The sequence below is a fragment of the Streptomyces sp. NPDC101181 genome (assembly GCF_044767975.1).
Taxonomy (GTDB): Bacteria; Actinomycetota; Actinomycetes; order Streptomycetales; family Streptomycetaceae; genus Streptomyces.
Window position 1 is genome coordinate 122,599 of record NZ_JBIWOX010000016.1, and the last position, 24,820, is coordinate 147,418.

General features: G+C 75.3%; 17 protein-coding genes. 4 read left to right on the plus strand and 13 right to left on the minus strand.

Going from position 1 to position 24,820, the window contains the following annotated elements; translation table 11 throughout:
• Positions 1-57 precede the first annotated feature (57 nt).
• Positions 58-2,436 (plus strand): malto-oligosyltrehalose synthase, encoded by a 2,379-nt coding sequence (treY, locus tag ACIRRU_RS22865; RefSeq protein ID WP_403683384.1) that lies wholly within the window; start codon positions 58-60, stop codon positions 2,434-2,436.
• A 98-nt stretch (positions 2,437-2,534) separates the two neighbouring features.
• On the opposite strand, the gene ACIRRU_RS22870 is transcribed toward treY, so the two are convergent.
• From ACIRRU_RS22870 to ACIRRU_RS22885, 4 genes are all read right to left on the minus strand, one after another.
• Positions 2,535-3,554, minus strand: a complete 1,020-nt coding sequence (locus ACIRRU_RS22870; RefSeq protein ID WP_403683386.1) for a cytochrome P450 — start codon at positions 3,552-3,554, stop codon at positions 2,535-2,537.
• A gap of 127 nt (positions 3,555-3,681) precedes the next feature.
• Complete coding sequence (locus ACIRRU_RS22875) at positions 3,682-4,251, minus strand: DUF1707 and FHA domain-containing protein (protein WP_403683388.1); 570 nt, start codon at positions 4,249-4,251, stop codon at positions 3,682-3,684.
• A gap of 106 nt (positions 4,252-4,357) precedes the next feature.
• Positions 4,358-5,488, minus strand: coding sequence for an alpha-L-fucosidase (locus tag ACIRRU_RS22880; RefSeq protein WP_403683390.1), 1,131 nt, complete (start codon positions 5,486-5,488; stop codon positions 4,358-4,360).
• A gap of 14 nt (positions 5,489-5,502) precedes the next feature.
• On the minus strand, positions 5,503-6,921 hold the full coding sequence (locus tag ACIRRU_RS22885) for a GH1 family beta-glucosidase (protein WP_403683392.1): 1,419 nt from the start codon (positions 6,919-6,921) through the stop codon (positions 5,503-5,505).
• A gap of 222 nt (positions 6,922-7,143) precedes the next feature.
• On the opposite strand from ACIRRU_RS22885, the gene treZ reads away from it, so the two are divergent.
• Complete coding sequence (treZ, locus tag ACIRRU_RS22890; protein WP_403683393.1) at positions 7,144-8,904, plus strand: malto-oligosyltrehalose trehalohydrolase; 1,761 nt, start codon at positions 7,144-7,146, stop codon at positions 8,902-8,904.
• 63 nt (positions 8,905-8,967) lie between these two features.
• On the opposite strand, the gene ACIRRU_RS22895 is transcribed toward treZ, so the two are convergent.
• Both ACIRRU_RS22895 and ACIRRU_RS22900 read right to left on the minus strand, forming a co-directional pair.
• Positions 8,968-10,116 (minus strand): M24 family metallopeptidase, encoded by a 1,149-nt coding sequence (locus ACIRRU_RS22895; RefSeq protein ID WP_403683395.1) that lies wholly within the window; start codon positions 10,114-10,116, stop codon positions 8,968-8,970.
• A 145-nt stretch (positions 10,117-10,261) separates the two neighbouring features.
• Positions 10,262-10,930 (minus strand): nucleoside/nucleotide kinase family protein, encoded by a 669-nt coding sequence (locus tag ACIRRU_RS22900; protein ID WP_403683396.1) that lies wholly within the window; start codon positions 10,928-10,930, stop codon positions 10,262-10,264.
• Between the two features lie 100 nt (positions 10,931-11,030).
• Here ACIRRU_RS22900 and ACIRRU_RS22905 point away from each other — a divergent pair, with 100 nt between their 5' ends.
• A complete protein-coding gene (locus tag ACIRRU_RS22905) occupies positions 11,031-11,423 on the plus strand; it encodes a VOC family protein (RefSeq protein WP_403683398.1) in 393 nt (130 codons plus the stop codon).
• Between the two features lie 120 nt (positions 11,424-11,543).
• On the opposite strand, the gene ACIRRU_RS22910 is transcribed toward ACIRRU_RS22905, so the two are convergent.
• The 6 genes from ACIRRU_RS22910 to ACIRRU_RS22935 all read right to left on the minus strand — a co-directional run bounded on the left by ACIRRU_RS22910 (position 11,544) and on the right by ACIRRU_RS22935 (position 20,726).
• The gene (locus ACIRRU_RS22910) at positions 11,544-12,467 is read right to left on the minus strand and encodes a LysR family transcriptional regulator (RefSeq protein ID WP_403683399.1); all 924 of its coding nucleotides are present in this window, start codon (positions 12,465-12,467) and stop codon (positions 11,544-11,546) included.
• 47 nt (positions 12,468-12,514) lie between these two features.
• Positions 12,515-13,717, minus strand: coding sequence for a glycine C-acetyltransferase (locus ACIRRU_RS22915; RefSeq protein ID WP_403683401.1), 1,203 nt, complete (start codon positions 13,715-13,717; stop codon positions 12,515-12,517).
• Between the two features lie 38 nt (positions 13,718-13,755).
• The gene (gene tdh, locus ACIRRU_RS22920) at positions 13,756-14,784 is read right to left on the minus strand and encodes an L-threonine 3-dehydrogenase (RefSeq protein ID WP_363201418.1); all 1,029 of its coding nucleotides are present in this window, start codon (positions 14,782-14,784) and stop codon (positions 13,756-13,758) included.
• A 343-nt stretch (positions 14,785-15,127) separates the two neighbouring features.
• Entirely contained in the window at positions 15,128-17,629 is a 2,502-nt protein-coding gene (locus ACIRRU_RS22925) for an ABC transporter substrate-binding protein (protein WP_403683403.1), read from the minus strand.
• A gap of 1 nt (position 17,630) precedes the next feature.
• A complete protein-coding gene (locus ACIRRU_RS22930) occupies positions 17,631-19,919 on the minus strand; it encodes a bifunctional serine/threonine-protein kinase/ABC transporter substrate-binding protein (RefSeq protein ID WP_403683404.1) in 2,289 nt (762 codons plus the stop codon).
• A 9-nt stretch (positions 19,920-19,928) separates the two neighbouring features.
• Positions 19,929-20,726, minus strand: a complete 798-nt coding sequence (locus ACIRRU_RS22935) for a hypothetical protein (RefSeq protein WP_403683406.1) — start codon at positions 20,724-20,726, stop codon at positions 19,929-19,931.
• Between the two features lie 637 nt (positions 20,727-21,363).
• Between ACIRRU_RS22935 and ACIRRU_RS22940 the strand changes: the two genes are divergently transcribed.
• Entirely contained in the window at positions 21,364-23,919 is a 2,556-nt protein-coding gene (locus tag ACIRRU_RS22940) for a GTPase-associated protein 1-related protein (protein ID WP_403683407.1), read from the plus strand.
• Between the two features lie 89 nt (positions 23,920-24,008).
• Here the strand turns inward: ACIRRU_RS22940 and ACIRRU_RS22945 are convergent, their stop codons facing one another.
• Positions 24,009-24,533: a hypothetical protein gene (locus tag ACIRRU_RS22945; protein WP_403683409.1), complete on the minus strand. Its 525-nt coding sequence runs from the start codon at positions 24,531-24,533 to the stop codon at positions 24,009-24,011.
• Positions 24,534-24,820: the final 287 nt, after the last annotated feature.

Below are 24,820 nucleotides of genomic sequence, written 5' to 3' on the forward strand. Positions count from 1 at the left end.
GGTGAGCGTACCGCCCGGGGTGACACACATCGCCCCGGGCGGGGTACGTAGGAGTCCATGACGCCCTCCGCCACGTACCGGCTTCAGATCCAGCCCGAGTTCCCGTTCGCCGCCGCCGAGAAGGCCGTGCCGTACCTGGCCGCGCTCGGTGTCTCCCATCTCCATCTCTCGCCCGTCCTGGAGGCGGTCCCCGGCTCCCCGCACGGCTACGACGTGGTCGACCACAGCCGGGTCCGGGCCGAACTGGGCGGCGAGGAGGGGCTGCGGTCGCTCGCCTCGGCGGCCCGGGAGCACGGTCTGGGCCTGGTCCTGGACATCGTGCCCAACCACATGGCCGCCGCGCCCCGCCACAACCGCCAGCTGTGGGAGGTGCTGCGCGAGGGGCCCTCCTCCCCCTTCGCCCGCTGGTTCGACATCGACTGGGCGGCGGGCGGTGCGAAGGTGCTGCTGCCGGTGCTGGCCGGGCCGCTCGGCGAGGAGCTGGAGCACCTCGCGGTCGACGGCGAGGTGCTGCGCTACCACGACCTGGAGTTCCCGCTGCGGGCCGGCACCGCGGACCTGCCGCTGCCGGAGCTGCTGGACGCCCAGCACTACCGGCTCGGCTGGTGGCGGCTGGCCCGCACCGAGCTGAACTACCGCCGCTTCTTCACCGTCTCCGAGCTGATCGGGGTCCGGGTGGAGCACCCCGAGGTCTTCGACGCCACCCACGCCAAGGTCCTGGAGCTGCTCAGCGACGGGGTGCTGGACGGGCTGCGCATCGACCACCCGGACGGCCTCGCCGCCCCCGCCGCCTATCTGAAGCGCCTCGACGAGGCGACCGGGGGGCGCTGGACGGTGGTGGAGAAGATCCTGACCGGCGACGAGCGCCTGCCCGCCGACTGGGCGGTGGCGGGCACCACCGGCTACGACGCGCTGCACCGGATCGACGGGCTGTTCACCGACCCGGCCGGGACGGCGGAGCTGCTGGATCGCTACCGGGAGTTCGCGGGCCCGCCCGGCGACCGGGGCGGCGACTGGGCGGCGACGGTCCGCCGCGCCGCGTACCGGGTGGCGAGCCACGAACTGGCCGCCGAGACGGCCTGGCTGACCCGGCTGGCGACGGCCGTCTGTGCCCAGGACCCCGCCCTGCGCGACCACGCCCCGTGGGCGCTGGGGACGGCCGTCCGGGAGCTGCTGGTACGGATTCCGGTCTACCGCCCGTACGTCACGGCGGGCGAGCCGCCGACCCGGATCGCCGAGGACACCCTGACCGACGAGGCGGTACGGGAGGCGAAGGCGGTGTTCTCCGTTCCGGAGGAGGCCGCGGCCGTCGACGTGGTGCGGGACCTGGCGCTCGGGCGGCTCGGCGGCGGGGAGGAACAGGCGGCGTTCAGCGCCCGGTTCGCGCAGACGGCGTCCGCGCTGCACGCCAAGTCGGAGGAGGACACCGCGTTCTACCGGTACGTGTCCCTGCTCTCGGCCACCGAGGTGGGCGGGGAACCGGGGCGGCCCGCCGTACCGCCGCAGGAGTTCCACGCATTCGCCGCCCGGATCGCCCGCGACTGGCCCGCCACCGGCACGGTCCTGACCACCCATGACACCAAGCGCAGCGCGGACGTCCGCGCCCGGATCGCGGTGCTGTCCCAGTGCCCCGGCCGGTGGGCGGCCCTGATGGCGGAGCTGACGGCGGCCACCACCCCCGCCGCCCCGGACCCGCAGCTGGCGTGGGCGGCCTGGCAGACGGCGTTCGGCTGCGCGGAGCTGCCCGCCGGGGAACTGGCCGGGCGGCTGGAACCGGCGCTGCTGAAGGCGGTGCGCGAGGCGGGTCTGTTCACCAGCTGGACGGAGCCGGACCCGGCGTACGAGCGGGCGGTGTCGGAGTTCGTCACCGCCGGTCCCGGCGGCGCTTCGGGCCCGGCGCGGCTGCTGGTACGGGAGTTCGCCGACGCGCTCGCCCCGCACATCCGGGCCCAGGTGCTGGGGGCGGCGCTGGTGCAGCTGACGATGCCCGGGGTGCCAGACCTGTACCAGGGCACGGAGGGCGAGTATCTGGCGCTGGTAGACCCGGACAACCGGAGCCCGTTCCGGCGGCCGGAGGCCGGGGACGAGAAGCAGGCGCTGACGGTGGCGGCGCTGAAGCTGCGACGCGAGGCGCCCGAGGCGTTCGGCGAGTCGGGGACGTACACGCCGCTGGCCGCCCGGGGCGCGGCGGCGGAGCACGCGGTGGCGTTCTGCCGCTCGGGCGAGGTGGTCACGGCGGTGACCCGGCTGTCCCTGCGGCTGGCGGACGCGGGCGGCTGGCGGGACACGGTGGTGGAGCTGCCGGACGGGGGCCCCTGGCGGGACGTGCTGTCGGCCTCCCCGGGCCGGGAGTTCGCGGGCGGGCCGGTGGCGGCGGGCGAACTGTTCGCGGAGCGGCCGGTGGCGCTGCTGCGCCGGGTGGGGCGCGACGGGTAGCGGCGGGCCGCGGCAGGACCGGAGACGGTGTCCGGTGCGGGGCGGCGCACCGGACACCGCGCACCGGATCCCGCGCCGGGGCGGCCGGGCGGGAGCGGTCAGCGGGCGCGGACGAGCAGGGCGCGCGGGCCTCTGGTGAGGAGTCCGCCCGCCACCGGGCGGAAGCCGTCGGCCCAGCGGATGTCCGGCATCGCCGTGAGCAGGGCGCGCAGCCCGTACGCGGCCTCCAGGCGGCCCAGCACGGCGGCGGGGCAGCCCACCGGGCCGGTGAGCAGCGGGTCGGCGTCGGCGCGCAGCGGGTCGAACCGGTCCGGGGCGGCGAACCGGGCCGGGTCGCGTCCCGCCGCGCCGATCAAGCAGGCGACGGGCGCCCCGGCGGGCAGCGTGCCGCCGCTGAGGCTCACCTCGGTGCGGGTGCGGCGCAGCACGATCTGAACGGGCGGGTCGCGGCGCAGCGTCTCGGCCCAGGCCCGTACCAGCAGTTCCCGGGCCCCGTCGCGTGCGGCGGCCAGCAGGTCGGGGTCGTCCAGCATGTTCGCGAGGAACGAGGCGAGCGCCTTCTCCCGGAGCGCGGTGTGCCCGGCGCACTCCCCGGCCGCCTCGGCGGGCCGCCGGTGCCGGGAGAGGGCGCCCGGGGCCGGGTGCGACCGGCGGACCGCCACCGCCGCCGCTCCCGCGGGCAGCCACCGGCAGAACTCGGCGACCAGGTCCGCCCCGTCGCGCCCGGCTATCCGGCGGGCCAGGACGTACGCGGCGCGCTCGACGGCCGCGGCGGTGCCCGGGTCCGGGGTGCCGCCGCCGTCGGACGGCGGGGCGCAGCCCGCGGTGCCCCGGCAGACCCCGAGCGGTGCGGGGCCCCGGCCGCGCGGGGACGCGTCGTGCGGGTAGCCGGTGAACCGGGGGTCGGTGAGGGCCGCGGCCACGTCCGTGTACCGGCTCAGCACCCAGGCCGCCAGGCCCGGGTCGTAGCCCAGCGGGTGGTCGGTGCGCAGCGCGCGGTACAGGCGCAGCCGGTGCGGGTCGGTGGAGGCCCCCGGCGTCAGCAGACCGGGACGGCCGCCCGTGCGCCGGTGCGGGCGACGGGCGGCGGGCAGGGCCTCGGAGCGGTCGGCCGGCATCCCACGCCCCCTGGAGCTCGGTGCGCCGACGTCCGGCGCGCGTGTCTCCAGCGGACCACCGGCGGCGGCGCCCCGCAGTCGGCGGGCGCCCGTTCGGGTGAGGGCCCCGGGCGGCAGGGGCGGGCGGTCAGGCCGGCGGGCTCAGGGCCGGGTCGGTGAGGCGGAAGCTCATCCGGCCGAAGCTGACCTGGTCGCCGTCGCGGACCGGGAGGGAGCCGACGAGCCGCTGGCCGTTGACCCAGGTGCCGTTGGTCGAGCCGAGGTCGCGCAGCACCCAGCGGCCGTTCCGCGCGGTCAGCTCGGCGTGCAGCCGGGACACGGTCTCGTGGTTGAGGCGCAGCCCGTTGGCCGGGTCGCGGCCGACGAGCAGCGGGTGGGGGCCCGGGGCCGGCAGCAGCAGCCTGGGCAGCCGCTCGGTCTGCCAGGCGCGGCGCAGCCTGCCGGGGAAGGCGGAGATCCCGCCCACCGCGCGGACGAGCCCCTGGGACCAGCGGCTGGTGCCGGACTCCAGGTCGCCGGTGAGGGCGGCCAGCTCCTCGGGGCGGCGGGCGACCAGGGCCAGTTCCATGCGCCGCATGAACGTGTCGTGCGACAGCTTGCCCTGTGCGGCACCCTCGCGGAGCACGCTGACGGCACGGTCGCGCTGGGCGTCCGAGAGCCGTGCGGTATGCGTGTGGGGCTCGAAGGAGAAGGTCACGGGACGATTGTCAGCCGCGGGGCCCCGGGGTGTCCAGAAGCCGCCTGGTTCCCGCCCGTTGGCCCCGGGGCGCCGCACCCCCGTGACGGGTGCGGGGGCCCGGGTCTCACCGGGGCGCGCCGCCGTCCGCAGCGAGCGCGTCGGTGTCCTCGGCCAGCCAGTCCAGCCGCAGCAGCTGCTCGGCGGGGATCGTCGCGTCCTCGCCGCGCGGTCCCACGTTGAGCAGGACGTTCCCGCCGTCGGCGGCCGTGTCGCGGACCAGCGAGGTCAGGGTAGGCCGGTCGATGAAGGCGTCCGGGCCGGAGGCGCGGTTGTAGCCGAAGCTGTGGTCGACGCCCCGGGTGATCTCGTACGGGTCAAAGCCCTCGTAGCGGGCGTACTCCGGGGTGCGGAAGTCGAAGACGGGCGGGGTGCGCGGGACGAAGCCCGCCCCCTGGGCGACGGTCCGGCGGTCCCACCAGTTGAACAGCGTTTTCGCGCCGGGCAGGGCGAGCCCCCGCCAGTACGGGGCGTAGGGGAGCAGGCGGTCGTTGACGACGCCGTGCGGGACGGTGAAGCGGTAGAAGTCGACCAGGGACCGGATCTCGGCGGCGGAGGCGGGCCAGGCGATGTCGTTCCAGAGGATGTCGGGGTGGTAGCGGCGGATCAGCTCCCGCAGCTGCGCGTCGGCGTAGCGGGGGTAGTCACCGCGCGGGACGGCGGAGAACATGTCGGCGGCGGTGCCGATGGGCCGGTCGTCGAAGGTCCAGTCGAGCCCGCCGGAGTAGTAGACGCCGAAGCGCAGGCCCTCGGCCCGTACGGCTTCGGCGAATTCGCCGACCACGTCGCGGGTGGTGTGCCAGCCCGCGCGGTGCGGGTTGCGGGTCTCGGAGGGCCAGAGGCAGAACCCGTCGTGGTGCTTGGTGACCAGGACCGCGTATCCGGCGCCCGCCCTGCGGAAGGCGCGGGCCCAGGCGGCCGGGTCCCAGGTGGCGAGCCCGTCCTCGAAGTCGCGGGCGAAGCCGGTGTAGGGGCGCGTGCCGTAGGTGGCGCGGTGGTGGGCGGCGACCGGGGAGCCGGGGAAGCGCAGCGCGTTCTCGTACCACTCGGCGTAGGAGGTCCAGCCGAGCGGCGCGCGCCGTCCGGCGGCCGGGAGTTCGGCGGCGGGGACGTGGGGCGGGGCCCAGCCGGGGACCGAGGCGGGTGTCCAGTGAACGAAGATCCCCAGCTGTGCCTGGGACCACCATGAAGCGACCATGCCGGGAGTATTGATCACTCCGGGGGCGTCGCGTAAGCCCCTTCGACGGCCGGATTCCGGTTCGGCCGCCCCTGCCGCCGCGGCGGCTGCCGCTTCTGCGCGCGGATCAGGTCGCGGTACCAGGCGTAGGACCGTTTGGGCGTCCGGGTCAGCGTCTCGTAGTCGATGTGGACCAGGCCGAACCGCTGCGAGGCTCCCTCCGTCCACTCGATGTTGTCGGTGAGCGACCAGGTGAAGTAGCCGCGGACGTCGGCCCCGGCGGCCATCGCCGCGCGCAGGGCGGTGAGATGGCTTTCCAGGTAGGCGATGCGGCGGTCGTCGGCGTGCGGCTCGGCCAGTGAGCAGCCGTTCTCGGTGATGAGGATTGGGGGCAGCCTGTCGCCGTAGCGGCTGTGCAGCCGGGTGAGGATGTCGGTCAGTCCCTCGGGGACCACGGGCCAGCCGAAGCCGGTCTTCTCGTAACCCTCGATCTCCCTGATGCCGAAGGGGAGTCCGGCGGGTATCGCGAAGCCGGAGAAGCCGCGCGGGGCGTCCGGGCCTGGTGCTCCGACGAGCGTGGGGCTGTAGTAGTTGACGCCGTACCGGTCGAGCGGGGTGGAGATGACCTTCAGGTCCTCGGCGACCGGTCCCGGCATCAGGTCGGCGAGGTTGTCGTCCGGGTAGCGCCCGGTGAGGACCGGGTCGGCGAACAGCCAGTTGGTGAGCGTGTCGTACAGCTCCGCGCCGAAGCGGTCCTCGTCGGTGTCCCCGGCCGTCCACACCGGGGCGTGGGAGAGAGCCGCGCCGATGGTCTCCGCTCCCGCCGCGCGCAGGGCGCGGACGGCGAGGCCGTGGGCAAGGAGCTGGTGGTGGGCGGCGGGCAGCGCGTCGAAGAGGAGCGTGCGGCCGGGGGCGTGCTCGCCGAGGGCGTAGCCGAGCATCGTCACCTCGGCGGGTTCGTTGACGGTGAGCCACAGCGGGACCCGGTCGGCGAGGCGTTCTGCGACGACGCCCGCGTACTCGGCGAAGCGGTGGGCGGTGTCCCGCTCCAGCCAGCCGCCCGCCTCCTCCAGGGCCAGCGGGGTGTCCCAGTGGTAGAGGGTCGGGGCGGGGGCGACGCCGTGCGCGCACAGTTCGTCGACGAGCCGGTCGTAGAAGTCGAGCCCGGCTGCGTTGACGGCTCCGCTGCCGCCGGGGACCACCCGGGGCCAGCTGACGGAGAACCGGAAGGCGTCGGCGCCGAGTCCGGCGAGCAGGGCGACGTCCTCGCGGTAGCGGGCGTGGAAGCCGGTGCCCCGGGTGGTGTCGGTGCCGTCCTTGATCCGGCCGGGGAGGGCGGCGAAGGCGTCCCAACCGGAGGGTCCCTTGCCGTCCGCGTCCACCGCCCCCTCGGTCTGGAAGGCGGAGGCGGACGCGCCCCACAGGAAACCGGGCGGGAACAGCGGTACGGTCATCTCGGCCTCCAGCAGCCGTCCGTGGGAGCGGGCCTTCGGTGCGGGCCCCGCCGACGGGGCCCGGGGCGGGTCCCGGAAGCGGAACTCGTACGTACGTATGCGCCGGATCTGTATGAGCGTCCCGCCCGGCGGGCAATGATCAGGACCAGACCATACGGCCGGTGCCGGGCTCGTTCCAGAGGGCCGGAGTCACGAGAGCCGACCCGGGACGAGGAGTGGTGGATGCAGTTCGAGGTGTGGGCCCCCGAGGCGGACTCGGTCGTGCTGGAGGCGGCGGACGTCAGGACCCCGATGGAGCGCGATCCGCGCCGGGCGGGGTGGTGGGGCGCCGAGGCGGAGGCGGCGGACGGGGCGCGGTACGGCTTCCGGCTGGACGACGGGCCGCTGCTGCCCGACCCGCGTTCGCGGCGGCAGCCGGACGGGCCCGACGGCCCGAGCGCGGTCGTCGACCAGGAGGCGTACGCCTGGCGCGACGGCTGGGCGGGGCGGCAGCTGACCCGGGCGGTCCTCTACGAGCTGCACGTGGGGACGTACACCCCGGAGGGCACGTTCGACGCGGCGGCGGCCCGGCTGGGCCATCTGGCGGAGCTGGGTGTCACCCATGTGTCGCTGATGCCGGTCTGCCCGTTCCCCGGCGTCAACGGCTGGGGGTACGAGGGCGTCTCGCTGTGGGCGGTGCACGAGCCGTACGGCGGCCCGGAGGGGATGAAGCGCTTTGTCGACTCGGCGCACGAGCTGGGTCTCGGGGTGGTCCTGGACGTCGTCCACAACCACCTGGGCCCCTCCGGCAACTACCTGCCCGCCTTCGGCCCGTACTTCACCGACACCCACCACACCCCGTGGGGCTCGGCGGTCAACCTGGACGCCCCGGGCTCGGACGAGGTGCGGGCGTACCTGCTGGGCAGCGCGCTGGCCTGGCTGCGGGACTACCGGCTGGACGGGCTGCGGCTGGACGCGGTGCACGCGCTGGCCGACACCCGGGCGCTGACGTTCCTGGAGGAGCTGTCGGCGGCGGTCGACGCGCTGGCGGCCGAGCTGGGACGGCCGCTCGGGCTGATCGCCGAGTCCGACCTGTGCGACCCGCGCACCACCACCCCGCGCCCGGCGGGCGGCCTCGGGCTGCACGCCCAGTGGAACGACGACTTCCACCACGCCCTGCACACCGCGCTCACCGGTGAGTCCCAGGGCTACTACGCCGACTTCGCCCACGCCCCGCTCGGCGCCCTCGCGAAGACGGTGACCTCGGCGTTCTTCCACGACGGGACGTGGTCCAGCTTCCGGGAGCGCACCCACGGCCGCCCGGTCGACGTCTCCCGCACCCCGGCGCACCGCTTCGTGGGCTACGCGCAGACGCACGACCAGATCGGCAACCGGGCCCTGGGCGACCGGCTCGCCGCGGCCCTCTCCCCCGGCCTCCAGGCGTGCGCGGCGGCCCTGGTGCTGACCGGGCCGTTCACCCCGATGCTGTTCATGGGCGAGGAGTGGGGGGCGGGCACCCCCTGGCAGTTCTTCACCGACCACACGGATCCGGAGCTGGCGGAGGCGGTGCGCAACGGCAGGCGGCGGGAGTTCGGCGCGCACGGCTGGGCGGAGGAGGAGATCCCCGACCCGCAGGACCCGGCGACCCGGGACCGCTCCTGTCTGGACTGGGCGGAGCCGGAGCGCGAACCGCACGCGCGGCTGCTCGCCTGGTACCGCGAACTGATCGCGCTGCGGCGGACGTTGCCCGACCTGCACGACCCCGACCTGGCCTCGGTGAAGGTGGCCTTCGACGAGGACGCCCGCTGGTTCGCCTACCGCAGGGGCGACCTGCGGATCGTGGTCAACCTGGCGGACCGGCCGGCGGAGATCCCCCTCGGTCTCGGACGGCACCGCCGCTCCGGCGGGCGGGTGCTGGCGGCCTGGGAGCCGGTGGAGGCGCCGGGTTCGGACGGGGTGCTGCACCTGCCGCCGGAGTCGTGCGTGGTGCTGGCCGACGACTGAACGCCGGTACGGGAGTCGACCGTCCGGGGATGCGTTCTCCGGTGAACTCCCGTACGCGCGCCGCTACTCCACGACGGCGAGCTCGCGGGCGGTGGTGTTCAGCCGCCGCCCGCCGTCCTCGGTGACGGCCACGATGTCCTCGATGCGGACGCCGAACCGGCCGGGCAGGTAGATGCCGGGCTCCACGGAGAAGCACATGCCGGGGACGAGCGGCTGCCCCTCGCCCTCGATCATGTACGGCGGCTCGTGGGTGGTGACGCCGATGCCGTGGCCGGTGCGGTGGATGAACCGGTCGCCGTAGCCGGACTCGGTGATCACCGCGCGGGCGGCCCGGTCGATCTCCTGGCAGGCGACCCCGGGCCGGACGGCGGCGCAGCCCGCCCGCTGGGCCTCGCGGACGATGTCGTGGACCCGCTGCTCCTCGGCGGTGGGTTCGCCGACATGGACCGTGCGGGAGGTGTCGGAGCCGTAGCCGTGCTGGAGCCCGCCGAAGTCGAGGACGACCATGTCCCCGCGCTCGATGGTCCGCGCCCCCGCCTCGTGGTGCGGGTTGGCCCCGTTGGGACCGGACCCGACGACGGTGAAGTCGACCTGGGAGTGCCCGAACTCCGTGAGCAGTGCGGCGAGATCGGTGGCCACGTCGATCTCCCGGCGCCCGGAGAACCGCGTCTTGAGGATCTCCTCGTACGTGGCGTCGGCGGCGGCCCCGGCGGCGGCGAGCCGTTCCAGCTCGGCCGCGTCCTTCACCGCGCGGAGCATCGGAAGGGCCTCGGTGAGCGCGGTGTAGGAGGTGCCGGGCAACTCCTTCTGGAGGCCCAGGAGATGCATGGCCCAGGTGTTGTCGCTCACCCCGAAGCGGCCCTCGGCCGCCAGCAGCGGGGCGGTCACCCCGTACGGGTCCGTGCCGTCGGTCCAGTCCCGCAGCGTGAGAGCGGACGCCCCGGTGGCCGCCGCCGCGTCGGGCGCCTCCAGCGTCGGCACCACCAGCACCGGCTCCTGCCCGGCCCGCAGGACGAGGAGCGTGAGGCGTTCGGTGCTCACGGGCCGGTAGCCGGTGAGGTGGACGAGGTCGGGTCCGGGCGCGACGATCACCCCGGCCAGCCCGGCCCCGGCGGCGGACTCGGCGGCCCGCGCCATCCGGGCCCGGTAGTCCTCGGCGGTGAAGGGCGCGGGCGGGGCGGACCGCCGCGTGGACGGGCTCGGGCTGGACATCTGGACCTCCTGGCGACACGACACGCAGAGCACGCGGTCCGGGAGGGTCCGGGGTGCCCCGGACCCGCTCCGGACCGCGCCGAACGGGCACACAGCATCCTGCCCGCCCGACGGGCGGCACGCGACCGGCTTCCCGCGGAAGCCGTCAGCCCGGGTCCGGCACCGTTCTCGCCGGCATCCGCACGACGAGGTCGGCCCGCTCGCGGTCCCGCTCCACCAGCCGGGCGTTCGCCTCGTCGGAGCGCGCGACCCACGCGCGGGCGTACGGCCGGGGCTTGCCGAACCGGACATGGCGCTCGACGAGCCGGTGCACACGGACCTCCGGAGAGAGGTCCAGGAACCACGCCTCGTCCAGCAGCCCGCGCACCGGCGCCCAGGGCCCGTCGTCGAGCAGCAGGTAGTTGCCCTCGGTGACGACCAGCGGGATGTCCGGCGGGACGGGCAGGGACCCGGCGACCGGCTCCTCCAGGGTCCGGTCGAAGGCGGGTGCGTAGACCGGGTGCACCGGGTCCGGATCGCGCAGCCGCCGCAGCAGGGCCGCGTACCCGGCCGCGTCGAAGGTGTCGGGCGCGCCCTTGCGCTCGGCGCGGCCGAGCCGGTCGAGTTCGGCGGCGGCCAGGTGGAAGCCGTCCATCGGGACGAGGGCGGCGCACCCGTGCAGCGCGGCGACGAGCCGTCCGGCCAGGGTGGACTTGCCCGCTCCGGGCGGCCCCGCGATCCCGAGGACGCGCCGCTGTCCGCTCTCCGCGAGGGCGCGGGCCCGGTCGGTCAGGGCGGCGAGGCCACCGGGGTTCGTCGCGTCCACGAGGTCCATGCGGGGCATTGTGCGGGGCCGGAGGCCAGGAGCGTTAGTGTTACGTATAACCGCAACCATCCGTGCCGTACTCCGTCGTCCTCCCGGGAGGCTCCCCGCCATGTCCCACATCGCCCTGGTCACCCTGGTCGTCCGCGACTACGACGAGGCCGTCGCCTTCTACCGCGACGCGCTCGGCTTCACCCTGGCGGAGGACACCGACCGGGGCGACGGCACCCGCTGGGTGGTGGTGCGCCCGCGCGGCGCGGCGGAGGGTACGGGGCTGCTGCTGGCCCGCGCGAAGGACGCGGCTCAGGCGGCGGCGGTCGGGGCGCAGACGGGCGGCCGGGTCGGCTTCTTCCTGCACACCGAGGACTTCGCGGCCGACCACGCCCGGATGCTCGCGGCCGGGGTGCGCTTCCTGGAGGAGCCCCGGCACGAGACGTACGGCTCGGTCGCGGTCTTCGAGGACCTGTACGGCAACCGGTGGGACCTGCTCCAGCCCGCCGCCTGAGCTGCCGCGCCCACCGGCCCGCCGCCTGTCGGTCACAGCCGAGCCGGTCGCCTGACCCCGGCCCACCGGCCCGCCGCCTGAGCTGCCGCGCACCCGGCCGGGGGTCCCGGCCGAGGCCCCTCAGGTCCGCGTGCGCTTCGCCTCGCGTCCGGCCACCGCCTCCATCGCGTCCAGCACCGGCCGGATCAGCGGGTGGCCCTCGGCTCCCTGGCGTACGGCCGCGAAGACGCGGCGGGTGGGGGCGCTGCCCTCCACCGGGCGGACGACCACCCCCGTCCGCTCCGTCCCGCGCAGCGCGGACCGGGGCACCAGGGCCACCCCGGCGTCCGCCCCGGCCAGAGCCACCACCGCCCGGAAGTCGTCCGACGAGTGCTCCAGGCGGGGTTCGAACCCGGCGGACTCGCAGGCCAGGACCACCACCTCATGGCAGGGGTTGCCCGGGTACGGCCCGATCCACGGGTCCTTCGCCAGGTCGGCGACGGCCACCTGGGGCCGGTCGGCGAGGCGGTGGCCGACCGGCAGCACGGCGTCGAACGGCTCCGAGTAGAGCGGGACGCGGGTGAGGCGGCGGTCGTCCTCGGCGGGCGCACCCCGGTACTCGACGGCCACCGCCACGTCGACCTGCCGGTCCAGCACCATCGGCACGCTCGCGTCGCCCTCCGCGTCCTGGACCTTGACGCGGATACCGGGCGCGGTGCGGGCCAGCTCGGTGAGGGCGGGGGCGAGGACGAGGCCGATGCCGGTGGCGAACGCGGCGACCGTGACCGTACCGGCGACTCCCGCGCCGTAGTCCGCCAGCTCCGCCTCGGCCCGCTCCAGCTGGGCCAGGACCACGTTGGCGTGGGTGAGCAGGATCTCCCCGGCGGCGGTGAGCCGGGCGCCGCGCGCGCCGCGCTCGACGAGGCGGTGGCCGGTCTCCTGCTCCAGGGCGGCGAGCTGCTGGGAGACGGCGGAGGGCGTCAGGTACAGGGCGGCGGCGGCCGCGGTCACGGTGCGGTGGTCGGCCACCGCACGGAGGATTCGCAGCCGCCGCGCATCGATCATGTGCCCATTGTCCCAGGCGGTGGCGGAGCCACCGACCCGGTGAGCGGTCAGGCCGCCTCCGCCTCCAGGGCGGCCCGCGCGTCGACGAAAGCGTCCACCGCGCGGTTGACGTCGGCGGTGGAGTGGGCGGCCGAGAGCTGGACCCGGATGCGGGCCGCGCCCTGCGGGACGACGGGGTACGAGAAGCCGATCACGTACACACCGCGCTCCAGGAGCAGCTCCGCCAACCGGCCCGCCTTCGCCGCGTCCCCGATCATGACGGGGGCGATGGCGTGGTCACCGGGCAGGACGTCGAAGCCCTCCGCGGTCATCCGGGTGCGGAACAGCTCGGTGTTGGCGTTGAGCCGGTCGCGCAGCTCCCCGGCCGACTCCAGCAGGTCGATGACCTTGAGGGAGGCGGCGGCGATGACCGGGGCGAGGGTGTTGGAGAAGAGGTACGGGCGCGAGCGCTGGCGCAGCAGCGCGACGATCTCGGCGCGGGCGGCGACGTAGCCGCCGGAGGCGCCGCCGAGCGCCTTGCCGAGGGTGCCGGTGATGATGTCGACCCGGTCCATGACGCCGTGCAGCTCGGGAGTGCCGCGGCCGCCGGGGCCGACGAAGCCGACGGCGTGCGAGTCGTCGACCATGACCATCGCGTCGTAGCGGTCGGCCAGGTCGCAGATCTCCCTGAGCGGGGCGACGTAGCCGTCCATCGAGAAGACGCCGTCGGTGACGACGAGACGGCGGCGGGCGCCGGACGCCTCCTTGAGCTGCTTCTCCAGGTCGGCGAGGTCGCGGTTGGCGTAGCGGAGGCGCCGCGCCTTGGAGAGGCGGATGCCGTCGATGATGGAGGCGTGGTTGAGGGCGTCGGAGATCACCGCGTCCTCGGGGCCGAGCAGGGTCTCGAAGACACCGCCGTTGGCGTCGAAGCAGGAGGAGTAGAGGATCGTGTCCTCCTGGCCGAGGAAGGCCGACAGCCGCTGCTCCAGCTCCTTGTGGACCTCCTGGGTGCCGCAGATGAAGCGGACCGAGGCCATGCCGTAGCCCCAGCGGTCCAGCGCCTGGTGGGCGGCGGCGACGATCTCGGGGTGGTCGGCGAGACCGAGGTAGTTGTTGGCGCAGAAGTTGAGGACCTCGCCGGGGCGGCCGCCGGAGGTGACCTCGACGGTCGCGGACTGCGGGGTGCCGATCACGCGCTCGGGCTTGTACAGCCCGGCGGCGCGGATCTCGTCGAGGGTGGTGCGCAGATCGTCGCGTACGGAGTCGAACATGCGGGTTCCTTAAGGGGATGCGGTCGGGCGGGCGGTGCTCAGGCGGTCCAGTCGAGGATGACCTTGCCGCCGAGGCCGCTCGCGGCGTCGTCGAAGGCGGCCTCGAAGTCGCGGAAGCCGTACCGGCCGGTGATCACGGGGGCGAGGTCGAGTCCGCCCTCCAGCAGGACGGACATGGCGTACCAGGTCTCGAACATCTCGCGGCCGTAGATCCCCTTGATCGTGATCATCGAGGTGACGATCCGGGCCCAGTCGACGGCGAACTCCTCGGCGGGCAGGCCGAGCATCGCGATCCGGCCGCCGTGCGTCATGTTCGCGACCATCTCGCGCATCGCCTCGGGGCGGCCGGACATCTCCAGGCCGATGTCGAAGCCCTCGCGCAGGCCGAGCTTCTGCTGCCCGTCGGCGATGGTGCCCTCGGCGACGTTGAGGGCGAGGCTGACGCCGACCTCGCGGGCGAGCGCGAGCCGGGCCTCGCTGACGTCGGTGATGACGACGTTGCGGGCGCCCGCGTGCTTGGCGACGGCGGCGGCCATGATGCCGATCGGGCCCGCGCCGGTGATCAGCACGTCCTCACCGACCAGCGGGAAGGACAGCGCGGTGTGCACGGCGTTGCCGAACGGGTCGAAGATCGCGGCGATGTCGAGGTCGACGGGGACCCGGTGCACCCACACGTTGGAGGCGGGCAGGACCACGTACTCCGCGAACGCCCCGTCCCTGCCGACGCCCAGGCCGATCGTGGAGCGGCACAGGTGGCGGCGGCCCGCGAGACAGTTGCGGCACTTGCCGCAGACGAGGTGGCCCTCGCCGCTGACCAGGTCGCCGACCGCGACGTCCGCGACGTCGGAGCCGGTCGCGGCGACCTCACCGACGAACTCGTGGCCGAGGATCAGCGGGGTGGTGACCGCCTGCTGGGCCCAGCCGTCGTAGGCGCGGATGTGCAGGTCGGTGCCGCAGATGCCGGTGCGCAGGACCTTGATCAGGACGTCGGTGGGGCCGTACTCCGGCTCCGGCACGTCCATCAGCCACAGTCCCGGCTCGGCCTTCTGCTTGACGAGTGCCTTCACGGCTGTGGCTCCCTGACGTGGTGAGCGGGTGATGGATGCCCCGGGCCCGAGGTGGTCTCGGCGGGGTGGTCTTCCGGGATGCCCGTGAGCGGGCGTGCGGTGGGATACGGCGAGGCGGGTGACGGTGTACGGCGTCCGTGGCACGGCTTCACGCGTACGGCGCCACGCGCCATCCTCGGCCGTCACGGAGAAATCTGCCGCACGACGGGGCCCGGGTCCATCGAGGATTTCTTAAGCGCGCCCGCAGAAGATCTTCAGGCCTGGCCCTGGCATCACCGACCGCTGCCGCCCCGGCTCCTTCCCCGGCTCCGACCCGGGCTCCGTCCCGGGCCCCGGGTCGCGGTCAGGCGTCTTCTCCCCGGACCTCCCCGTAGGGCCCCAGGAAGCGGGGGCGGCCGTCCTCGATCCGGTAGAGGAAGATCCCGCTCTCGTACCGCACCCGGCGGGTCGAGGAGTCGAAGGCGAGGGAGCGGGCGACCCCCCGGTGCCCGGTCCGGACGAGCCGGTGGGCCATGCCGCTGCGCACCTCGCCGGAGGCGCTGGTGGCCGCGGCGGCGCGGGCGATGAGCCCGACCGCGTCGTACGCCTCGGCGGCCCAGGTGGCGGGCGGGGCGCCGTAGCGTTCGCGGTGGGCGGCGGTGAACGCGCGGGCGGAGGAGAGGGCTGTGGGGTCGGTGTACGCCTCCGCGAAGACCCACCCCTCGGCGGCCGGGCCCGCCCCGGTGAGGAAGGCGGGCCCGAGGGCGGGTCCGGCGGCGACGCGGCTGCCGGTGAACCCCGCCTCCGTCAGGGCGATGGCAAGCCCGGCGGCCCGGGAGGCGTCGCCGCCCGCGAACACGACGGCGTCGGCCCGCGCGGTCAGGGCCTCGCGGGCTGCCTCGCCGTAACCCGTGTCGCCCTCGGGCAGCGGGTGCTCCAGGAGGGTGGCACCGCTCGGGGTGGCGTCGCGGAAGGTGCCGCCGACCTCGGCGCCGAACACCGGGTCGGCGGCGTCCTGGACGAGGAGGAGGCGTTCGGCGGGGCGGGAGCGGGCGAGGTAGCCGAGCAGGCCGGTGGCGAGCACGCGGTCGAGAGGTCGGGTGACGCACAGGTGGAGGCCCGTGCCGGTCTCCACCGTGACGGACCCCGCGGCGACGACGACCACGGCGAGCCGCGCCCGGCCGTACCGGGTGACGACGTCCTCCCGCAGGACGTCACCGGTCGGCCCGAGGACCGCGACGAGCCCGGGGTCCGCCCCCAGCCGGTCCGCCGTCGCGAGCGCCCGGCGTGGGTCCCCCTCGTCGTCCTCGGCGCGCAGGGCGAGCCGGAACGGCGGGTCGTCGCGGGCGTTGTGGTCGGCGACGGCGAGTTCGGCACCGCGCCGGTGGGCCAGGCCCGCGGTCCGGCCGGGCCCGCTCAGGTCGGCGTGGAGTCCGACCGTGTACGTGGGCGGCTCGCCGGACCCCGTGGCGGTCCCGCCACCCGCCCGATCCCGCCGCCCCGCGAGCCACGCGGCGGTGGACCCGCCGACCAGGAGCACGGCCCCGGCCGCCCCGGCGCCCAGCAGCCCGCGCCGGGTGGGCCCGGTCGCGGCGGCCCGGCCCCCGGCCGAAGCGGACACGGCGGTCGGCGGCGGGAGGCCAGGGGCAGAGCCGGGGCCGGGGTCCAGGTCAGGGCCGGGGTCGGGGTCGGGCCAGGCGAGGGCGGCGGCGGACCGCTCGGCGATCAGCGCGGCGAGCCCCGGCGGCGGGTCCCACGGAGTCGCCGGGGCCGAGTCCGGAGTCGTCGGAGACGGCGCGTGGTCTGGGCCCGGGTCCGACACGGAGTCCAGGTCCGGATCCGGCGCGTGGTCCAGGTCCGGGTCCAGCACCTGGGCCGGGTCCGACACGGAGTCCACGTCCGGATCCGGCGCCTGGTCCGACACGGAGTCCCGGTCCGGGTCCAGCACCCGGGCTGGGCCCGGCGCGGAGTCCACGTCCGGGTGCGGCGCCTGGTCCGGGGCTCCGAACGGCCCCCACGCCTCGCGCGGGTCGCGGGGTGCCCGCTCCCCCGGCGCACCGCCGCGGCCCGCCGCTCCCAGCGCCCGCGCGACCTGGCGCGCGGAGGGCCGGGCGGACGGGGCCTTGGCCAGGCAGGCGGTGATCGTGGGGAGCAGGGCGGGCGGTACGCCGGTCAGATCCGGGTCCTCGTGGAGCGTGCGGAACAGGGCGCCCGCCCCGCCGCCCTCGCCGAACGGGCGGCGGCCCGTCGCCGCGTACACCAGGACGCAGCCGAGCGAGAACACGTCGCACGCCGGTCCGACGGGTCCCGCCGACGCCTGTTCGGGGGCGAGGTAGCCGGGGGTGCCGAGCACCGCACCGGTGGCGGTCAGCGCGCTCGCGCCCTCGGGGCGGGCGATGCCGAAGTCGATGAGGCGGGGGCCGTCGAGGGCGAGGAGCACGTTGGCGGGTTTCACGTCGCGGTGGATCAGCCCGGCGGAGTGCACCGCGGCGAGCGCCTCGGCCAGTCGGCGGCCCAGGGCCGCCACGGTGCCGGGCGGCAGCGGCCCGCCGTCGGCGACCGTCTCGCCCAGCGCGGGGCCGGGGACGTAGGCGGTCGCCAGCCACGGTTCGCGGGCCTCGGTGTCCGCGCCGAGCACCGGCACGGTCCAGGGTCCGGTGACCCGGGCGGCGGCCTCGGCCTCGCGGCGGAAACGGGCCCGGAAGGCGGGGTCGGCGGCGTACCCGGCGCGGATCACCTTGACGGCGACGAGCGCCCCGCCCACCGAACGCGCCAGGTGGACCACGCCCATGCCGCCCGCGCCGAGCCGGGCCAGCGTCCGGTAGGGGCCGACGGTGCGCGGGTCGTCGGAGGTGAGGGGCCCCATGTCAGCTCTGCGGCTTCGGGACCGGGCCGAGGTAGCGGTACCGGCCGTCCTCCACCTGGTACAGATGGGCGTCCCGGCCGGCCAGTTGCTGCCGCTCCCCGTCGAACGCGTAGGGGCGGGAGACACCGTCGTAGCGGGCCGCGGCGAGCGCGGCGGTGAGCGCGGAGCGGGTGGGGCGGCCGTCCCCGGAGGGCGACGGACCCGGCGTCCCGGAGGCCGCTTCGGTGGCCGTGTCGGCCAGAGCGGCCAGTTCGCGGGCGACGAGCCCGGTCACGTCGTACGCCTCGGCGGCCCAGGGTGCGGGCTGGCTGTTGAAGCGCTTGCGGTGGGCGGCCACGAACGCGGCGGCGGCCGGAGCGCTCGCGGCGGTGAACGGGGCGATGAACTCCCACCCTTCGGCGGCCGGACCGGCCTCCGCCAGGAACTCGGCCGTCATGGCGGTGTGCTGGGCCAGGCGCGGGCCCGTGAAGTCGGCGGCGGCCAGCGCACGGGCGGTACGGGCCGCCCCGGCCGGGTCCCCGGCGTAGAAGAGCGCGTCGCACCGCTGGTCGAGGAAGTCGGCCACGACCGGGGCGAGTTCGGTCGTCCCGGCGGGCACCACGCGCGGGTGGGTGGCGCCGGTGGCGATGCTGGAGGCCATCAGGTTCGCGGTGTAGCCCGCCTGATAGGCGGACTGCCCGCCGGCCCGGTCGATCAGGACTCCCAGCCGCTCGACGCCGGGGCGCAGCAGGCGCTGGACCACGGGGAGGGAGAGGGCCGCGTAGGAGGGGGCGGCCTGGAAGAAGGAGCCGTTGGTCCGGGCGGGGAAGGCGATCTGGAGGGCGGAGACCGTCAGGACGGGCAGCACCGCCTCGTCGTACGCGGCGAGCGCCGCCCCGGTGGTCGCGTCGCCGGTGGGGCCGATCACCGCGAGGACCTCCGGGTCGCGGGCGAACTCCTCGGCCACCCGGGCGGACCGCTCGGTGTCCCCCTGGTCGTCGAGGACCTTGACGGCGAGCCGGAAGGGCTGGTCCGCAAGGGAGTTGACGCGGTCGACGGCGAGCCGCACCCCGCGCTCCTGGGCCCTTCCGGCCACCTCCTGAGGTCCGGTCAGATCGGCGTGCACACCGATGATCCAGCGGTGTCCGCCGGGTGCGCCGTCGGTCCCTCCGCGGTCCTCGGCGCGGTCCCCGGTGAGCCGTACGGCGGCGAAGGCGCCCGCTCCGAGGAGGGCCGCGCCGCCCGCCGCGTACAGCAGGAATCTGCGTCGGCCGGGGGCGGGCGGCGGCGGCGGGGCGGGGGTGTCGGCGACGGTGGCGTCGATGCCGGGCAGGGCGAGCAGGGCGGCGGAGCGGTCCGCGATGATCCGGACGACATCCTCGGGCAACCACGCCGCGCCCGCTCCGGCAGACACCCGCTCACCGGCCCTGGCAGACGTGGCCTCACCCGCCCCGGCAGGCACTCGTTCACCGGCACCGGCGGACGCGGCCTCACCCGCCCCGGTCGGGGCCTTCGTCGCGATCAGCGCGTCGAGTGCGGTGGCGGTGGGGCGCGTCGCCGGGTCCTTGGCGAGGCACCTCTCCAGCAGGCCGCGCAGTGCGGCGTCGTCGATGCCGTCCAGGTCGGGGGCGTCGTGCACGGTGCGGTAGAGGAGCGCGTCGACCGCACCGCTGCCGAAGGGCGGCCGTCCGGTGGCCGCGTAGGCGAGGAGACAGCCGAGCGAGAAGACGTCGCCGGCGGGTCCGGTGCCGTCGCCGGACGCCTGCTCGGGCGGGAGGAAGCCGGGGGTGCCGACGACGAGTCCGGTGGTGGTGAGGGCGGTGGCGTCGGCGGCGCGGGCGATCCCGAAGTCGATCAGCCGGGGCCCGTCGGCCGTCAGGAGGACGTTGCCCGGTTTCACGTCGCGGTGGACGAGTCCGGCGGCGTGCACGGCCGCCAGCGCGCGGGCGAGCAGCCGTCCGAGGACCAGCACGCTGCGCACAGGCAGCGGACCGCGCAGGGCGATCAGCTCGGAGAGTGCCGGTCCGGGCACGAACTCCGTTGCCAGCCAGGGCTGTTCGGCCTCGGTGTCCGCCCCGGTGACGGACACCGCCCAGGGGCTGTCCACCCGTCGGGCGGCCTCGGTCTCGCGGCGGAAGCGGGTGCGGAAATCCTCGTCCCCGGCGTACTCGGGGAGGATGACCTTGAGGGCGGCGAGTGCTCCGGCGTCGGTGCGGGCGAGGTAGACGACGCCCATGCCGCCCGCGCCGAGGCGGCCCAGGAGCCGGTGGCCGCCGATCCGGGCGGGGTCACCGGGTCGCAGTTCATCCATCGCGCGGCCTCAGCTCTGCTTCTCGACGGCGTCTTCGAGGCGGACCAGCATGGCGGCCTGCGCCTCGGTGATCAGGGCGTCGACCTCGCGCGCGGTGCGGCCCTTCGCCCCCTTGCCGGTCACGGCGACGGTGGCCTGGAGGATCTGCGCCTGCTGCCAGGCGTAGGGGTGCGGCCCGCCCAGTTCGGCGCTGCGGTACTCCCCCGTCTCACTGAGCAGGTCCTCGGAGTTGGTCTGGTTGGCCTCTCCGCCGAGGAGCGCCCCCGCGACGAGGGAGCCGATCCGCTCCCCCTCGCGGAGCTGCTGGGTGGGGCAGCGCATGGACTCCTCGATCGACTCGGCCATCTCCCGGGCCGCGTCCTGGCGGGTGCGGTGGACGGTGACGACGGCGGCGAGCCGCAGCGGTCCCTTGCCCGCCTCGGCGGGCACTTCGAAGGAGCGGGTGACCGTGGCGAGGACCTGGCCGCCGGGCGGTTGCTGCCGCCAGACGCAGTCCGCCCCGAGCACGGGCCAGGTCGCCGGGCCGCTCTCGTACGGGGTCCGTGCGACCACTCCGGGGCCGAAGCTGTCGGGTCCGGCGATGACGCGTCCGATGAGGTCGAGGGCCGCCGCCCGGGTTTTCGGGAGCCGGGCGGGGTCGGGGTCGATCCTGTTCGGGGCATCGGCGGACGGGGCGTTCCCGGAGTCGGCGCCGCTGCTGGGGCCGGACCCCTGTGGGGCGTCGCGGTTCTCCGTCCCGGAGGCGCCATCGCTCTCCGCGTCGCCTGTGGCCCCCGTGCACGCGGTGAGCAGAAGGGTCAGGGCCACCAGGGGAAGGCCGAGGCGGACTCTTCTAGAAGGCACCCGACCGTTCACAGCGTGCTCCCCCGTCTCTGTTCGACGCCGTATCGATCCTAAGGGCTGTCCCATAATCCCTGGTGGATCAGCGTGCGGCCTCAGATGCGGTGCATCGCAAGGCGGAGGGACGTCCGAATACTGGATGTATTCGGGCGTTCCGACAACGCGGCGAGGTGCCGTAGCTGTCGTCGCGCGCCCGCCGGGGATGACGGGACAGCCCTTAGGGGGTGTCTCGCTGATCATGCCGGGCTGGCGGGGGTCCGGTGCCGCGCCTGAGATGCCCCGCGCCGACCAGGCCCGGGACGTGCGGCCCCGGCCCGGCCTCGGTGACGGGGCGCCCGTCGGACCTGGGTCGCCGCGTGCCGGTCGAACTGGCCCTGACGGCGTGGTGCCGCTCGTGACGCCGATGCCGGGGTGCGGCGGACGCTCCGTCAGCCGGGTTCGGCGGCAGGCCCGGTGGGCGGCGGACGGTGCACCGATGGCAGGAATCAGACCCTCGCGCGGTCCTTGATAACGTCGCCCCCGCGACCGTGGGCTTCTCCCCCCGACCCGGTCGTACGGGTGGGCGGACGGGGACCGGGCGCGGCAGGACGAAGAGGGCCGACAGATGAGCCTTGCACAGATACACCACACCTTGGACGCGCCGGGGGACGAGGGGGCGGCGGGCCGGTTCACGGCGGTCGGCCCCGGGGTGTCGGCGGCGCTGCTGGCGGAGATCGAACCGCTGGTCGGCTACGAGCTGCCCGAGGGGGCGTCGCACAGCCCCGCCGAACTCCACGCGCTGCCGCAGGCGTTCACGTACGCCGTCCTCTCCGACGGCAGCCGCCTGGTCGGCCGTACGGCCCCGGCGCGCGGCGAGGGCAGGGCCGCCGTGCGGCTCCACGCGCACGCGGTCCACATACCCGTCGGCGTACCGCTGCCCGGTGACCGGCTGCCGGTGGAGGCGTGGCGGTCGCCGCACTGGGCCACGGCGACCCCGGCGGGCGGTGCGCTGTCCGACCCGGTCTCCGCGCTGCCACCGGGTCCCGCACCGGTACGGGAGGGGCTCGACGACTTCGCGGTCTCGCGCGGCCCGTGGCTGGCGGCGGTCCTGGCCGACCTGCGCCGGGCGGGCGAGGAGGAGCCGGACGGCGGGCCGGTGGTGCTGGTGGAGAAGCGCGGTGCGGATGTGGCGCGCTGGCTGGGGCTGGCGGCGGTGGCGCTGCCGAGGGAGAACGTGGAGCGGCTGACGTTCACCACGTACACGCGGCGGCCGGCGGGGTCGGCGCTGCGGGTGGTGGGGGTGCTGCCCGAGGATGCGGCGGCGGCCAGGGAGGCGGGACTGCGCGTCCACGTGTGCGCGGACCGGCCGCCGGTGGACGAGGTCCCGGACGCCTGGGCCCGGACGGCGGCGCGGGTGTGGCGGAGCCGGGTGCCGGGCCTGTTCGAGGAGGCCCGGGAGCTGCCCGGGGGCCCGTTCGCCGCCGGTCCGCTGGCCGTGACGGCGCTGTGCGCCGGGGTCGCGCTCGGCCCCGAGGAGCGGGCGGCGGCGGCCCGGTGGACGGCGGAGCGGCCCTACGCGCTGGACGCGAAGCGGACCGCCCAGCTGGTGGAGGCGCTGACCGGACCCGGGGTCGATGACCGTACGGGCTCCGAGTTCGACGCGGTGGGGCGGCTGTTCGGTGCGCTGGACGGGCGGTGCCCCGCGCCGGTCACCGCGCCGCTGGCCGCGATGCTGGTGACGGAGGCGGCGCGGGGCGGGAACGGTTCGCTGGAGCTGCCGCGCCGGGAGGCGTTCACCGGCCCGGACGGGCAGGCACTCACGCAGACGCTGGCGCCGGAAATCCTCGGGGAGCTGGGGAGCGGCGCGGGTGGGCCCGTCCCGGTGGGCCGGACCCTGCAACTGCTGCGGGTGGCGAAGCTGTTGGGGGTGGAGATCGCGGACCTGGTCCCGGACACCGTGGACCGCCTGGCCCGGACGCTGCTGACGGAGGCGGCGGACCCTGGAGCCGAGGCGACGCGGCCCGGTGCGAGGCTGGAGGAGCCCGGTGCGGGGCCGGAGAGGTCCGGCGCGAGAGCGGAGGGGCACCGTGCGGAGGGTGCCGGGAGGGATGGCAGGGAGCGGCCCGGCGCGGGGACTCCCGGCTTCGCCCCGGCTCTCCTGGAGCTGCTGGACGAGCAGTTCGACGTACGGACGGCGCTGCTCGGCGCGCTGGACCGGATCGCGCCGGAGTCCCCCGGGGCGGTGGCCCGGTTCCTGGAGCGGGTCGCGCTGCCGTTCACGGGGACGCAGACGCTGCCGCATCTGCGGATGTGCGCCGAGGTGCCGGGGGCGATGGCGACGCTGGGCGGCGACCGGGCCGCGGTGTGGCACCGGGTGCTGCGGGCGGCCGGTCTCTCCCCCTTCGCCGAGCCCCTGGTGCTGCGTACGGCGGTGGGCCTGGTCTGGGAGGACCGGGCCCCGACGGTGGAGGAGGCCCGGCTGCTGCTGGAGGCGGCCACGTCGGACGCGCACCGCACGGCGGGCACCTGGTCGCGGCTGGTCGACGCGGCTCTCGCCGCCCCGGCGGACGTGGATGAGGCCACGGCGCTCGCCCATGACCTGCTGCGGGCGTTCCCGGACCGGACGGGCGACCGGGAGCGGGCCGCCCTCCAACTCCTGGAACTCTGCCGCGACCTGCGCACCGGCGGCCCCGACCCCGGCTGGGCGGAGCAGGTCAGCGCCCTGTGCACCCGGGCCGAACCCATCGAACCGGCGCTCCGGGAGCGGGCGTTCACCGCCCTGGTCGAACGCCTGCTGGCCCCGGACCGCCCCGGCGCCGAGCTGTACGCCTTCGTCCACGGCGACGACGCCGACCTGATCGCCGCCTACGCCCATGCCGCCCGGACCGCCCCGGTAGCCACCCGCCTGCGTACCCAACCCGCCTACGCGGCGGACTGCTTCACCGTCTGGACGGCCTACCCGCACGCGGGCCGCGCCTGGACGACCACGGCGAACGCCCTGCTCGACGAGGTGCTGCGCCCGGCCGTACGCGGCATGACGCCCGAGGCCGTGGCCGAGGTGGCGGAGACGGTCGGCCGCACCGGCAGCACCGGCCGCGCGAACGCCTTCCGCGACTGGAACCGCTCCAGCACCCTGGGCCGCCTGGGCCGCCGCATCGCGGGCCGGGTGCGGCGGGGGTGAGGGCGCGGGCGCGGTAAGTCCGGCGCGGGGTCACCCCGGCGGCGCTCCGCGCCCGGGGGGGGTAGGAGGGCGAGCGCGAAGTACGGAGATCAGCCGGTTACACGGATCTCGACCAGGACCGAGCGGGGGCCACCGACCTGGCCTTCTCCGACACTCGCGAAGCCGCCTGCCTCGACATCCACCGTCGTGGTCTGGTTGTTGGCGGTGAGGTCAGCACTGATGGGGTGTTCCGAGGCCAGCAGTTCGATCATGAAGACTCGGGGCAGCTCAAGGGTGAGGTAGCCGGTCTTGGCAGTGGCACGGAAGCAGTAGTTGTCGGCACGACCAACCTCCGCGTCGCCGACGGTTCTGACCACGATCTGGTCGGCGTCCGGCACGCAGTCGACGAGAAGAATACGACCGTCGCCCTTCTTCAACTTGATGCCCTTGGTCGCCAGGATGTCGGCGGCACCGGGATAGGCGAAGTCCTCGACCATGGACGGCGGGACGTCGGCCCCCGCGGTCGGCGCGGAGGTCACGGAAGCCTCGGAAGCGAAAGCGAGTGGCACTCCGACCACCACCGCCAATGCGCCTATCGCTCCGGAAATAAACGATGCACGTATGTGAGAAGCCACCGAGAAAATCCTTTCAGGCATGACGCCTGCGCTTCCGGAGGCCCCCGCCTAGAAGTGTGAAGGAAGAGTGAAAAATCATGTGCAACGTAGCTGTTCGTTTACGTTGAGTCAAATGATTTATATGCACCTTTTAGCACATCTAGAGATGACATCAGCAAGACATTCCGGGCGCGAATTGACCATTATGAAACTAAATATTACCTTTTGCGTCCACATCAAAAAAGTCCATAACTGGCCCCTAGCTGTGAAGATTTCACCCACAGGGACGCCCGGAGAGCCGAGGTCAA

Coding starts and splice junctions, on each gene's coding strand:
- ACIRRU_RS22895 (WP_403683395.1), bottom strand. CDS start 10,116: ATGTCCAGCCCGAGCCCGTCCACGCGGCGGTCCGCCCCGCCCGCGCCC.
- ACIRRU_RS22925 (WP_403683403.1), bottom strand. CDS start 17,629: ATGGGGCCCCTCACCTCCGACGACCCGCGCACCGTCGGCCCCTACCGG.
- ACIRRU_RS22900 (WP_403683396.1), bottom strand. CDS start 10,930: ATGGACCTCGTGGACGCGACGAACCCCGGTGGCCTCGCCGCCCTGACC.
- treZ (WP_403683393.1), top strand. CDS start 7,144: ATGCAGTTCGAGGTGTGGGCCCCCGAGGCGGACTCGGTCGTGCTGGAG.
- ACIRRU_RS22870 (WP_403683386.1), bottom strand. CDS start 3,554: ATGCCGGCCGACCGCTCCGAGGCCCTGCCCGCCGCCCGTCGCCCGCAC.
- ACIRRU_RS22905 (WP_403683398.1), top strand. CDS start 11,031: ATGTCCCACATCGCCCTGGTCACCCTGGTCGTCCGCGACTACGACGAG.
- ACIRRU_RS22940 (WP_403683407.1), top strand. CDS start 21,364: ATGAGCCTTGCACAGATACACCACACCTTGGACGCGCCGGGGGACGAG.
- ACIRRU_RS22880 (WP_403683390.1), bottom strand. CDS start 5,488: ATGGTCGCTTCATGGTGGTCCCAGGCACAGCTGGGGATCTTCGTTCAC.
- treY (WP_403683384.1), top strand. CDS start 58: ATGACGCCCTCCGCCACGTACCGGCTTCAGATCCAGCCCGAGTTCCCG.
- ACIRRU_RS22910 (WP_403683399.1), bottom strand. CDS start 12,467: ATGATCGATGCGCGGCGGCTGCGAATCCTCCGTGCGGTGGCCGACCAC.
- ACIRRU_RS22885 (WP_403683392.1), bottom strand. CDS start 6,921: ATGACCGTACCGCTGTTCCCGCCCGGTTTCCTGTGGGGCGCGTCCGCC.
- ACIRRU_RS22930 (WP_403683404.1), bottom strand. CDS start 19,919: ATGGATGAACTGCGACCCGGTGACCCCGCCCGGATCGGCGGCCACCGG.
- ACIRRU_RS22915 (WP_403683401.1), bottom strand. CDS start 13,717: ATGTTCGACTCCGTACGCGACGATCTGCGCACCACCCTCGACGAGATC.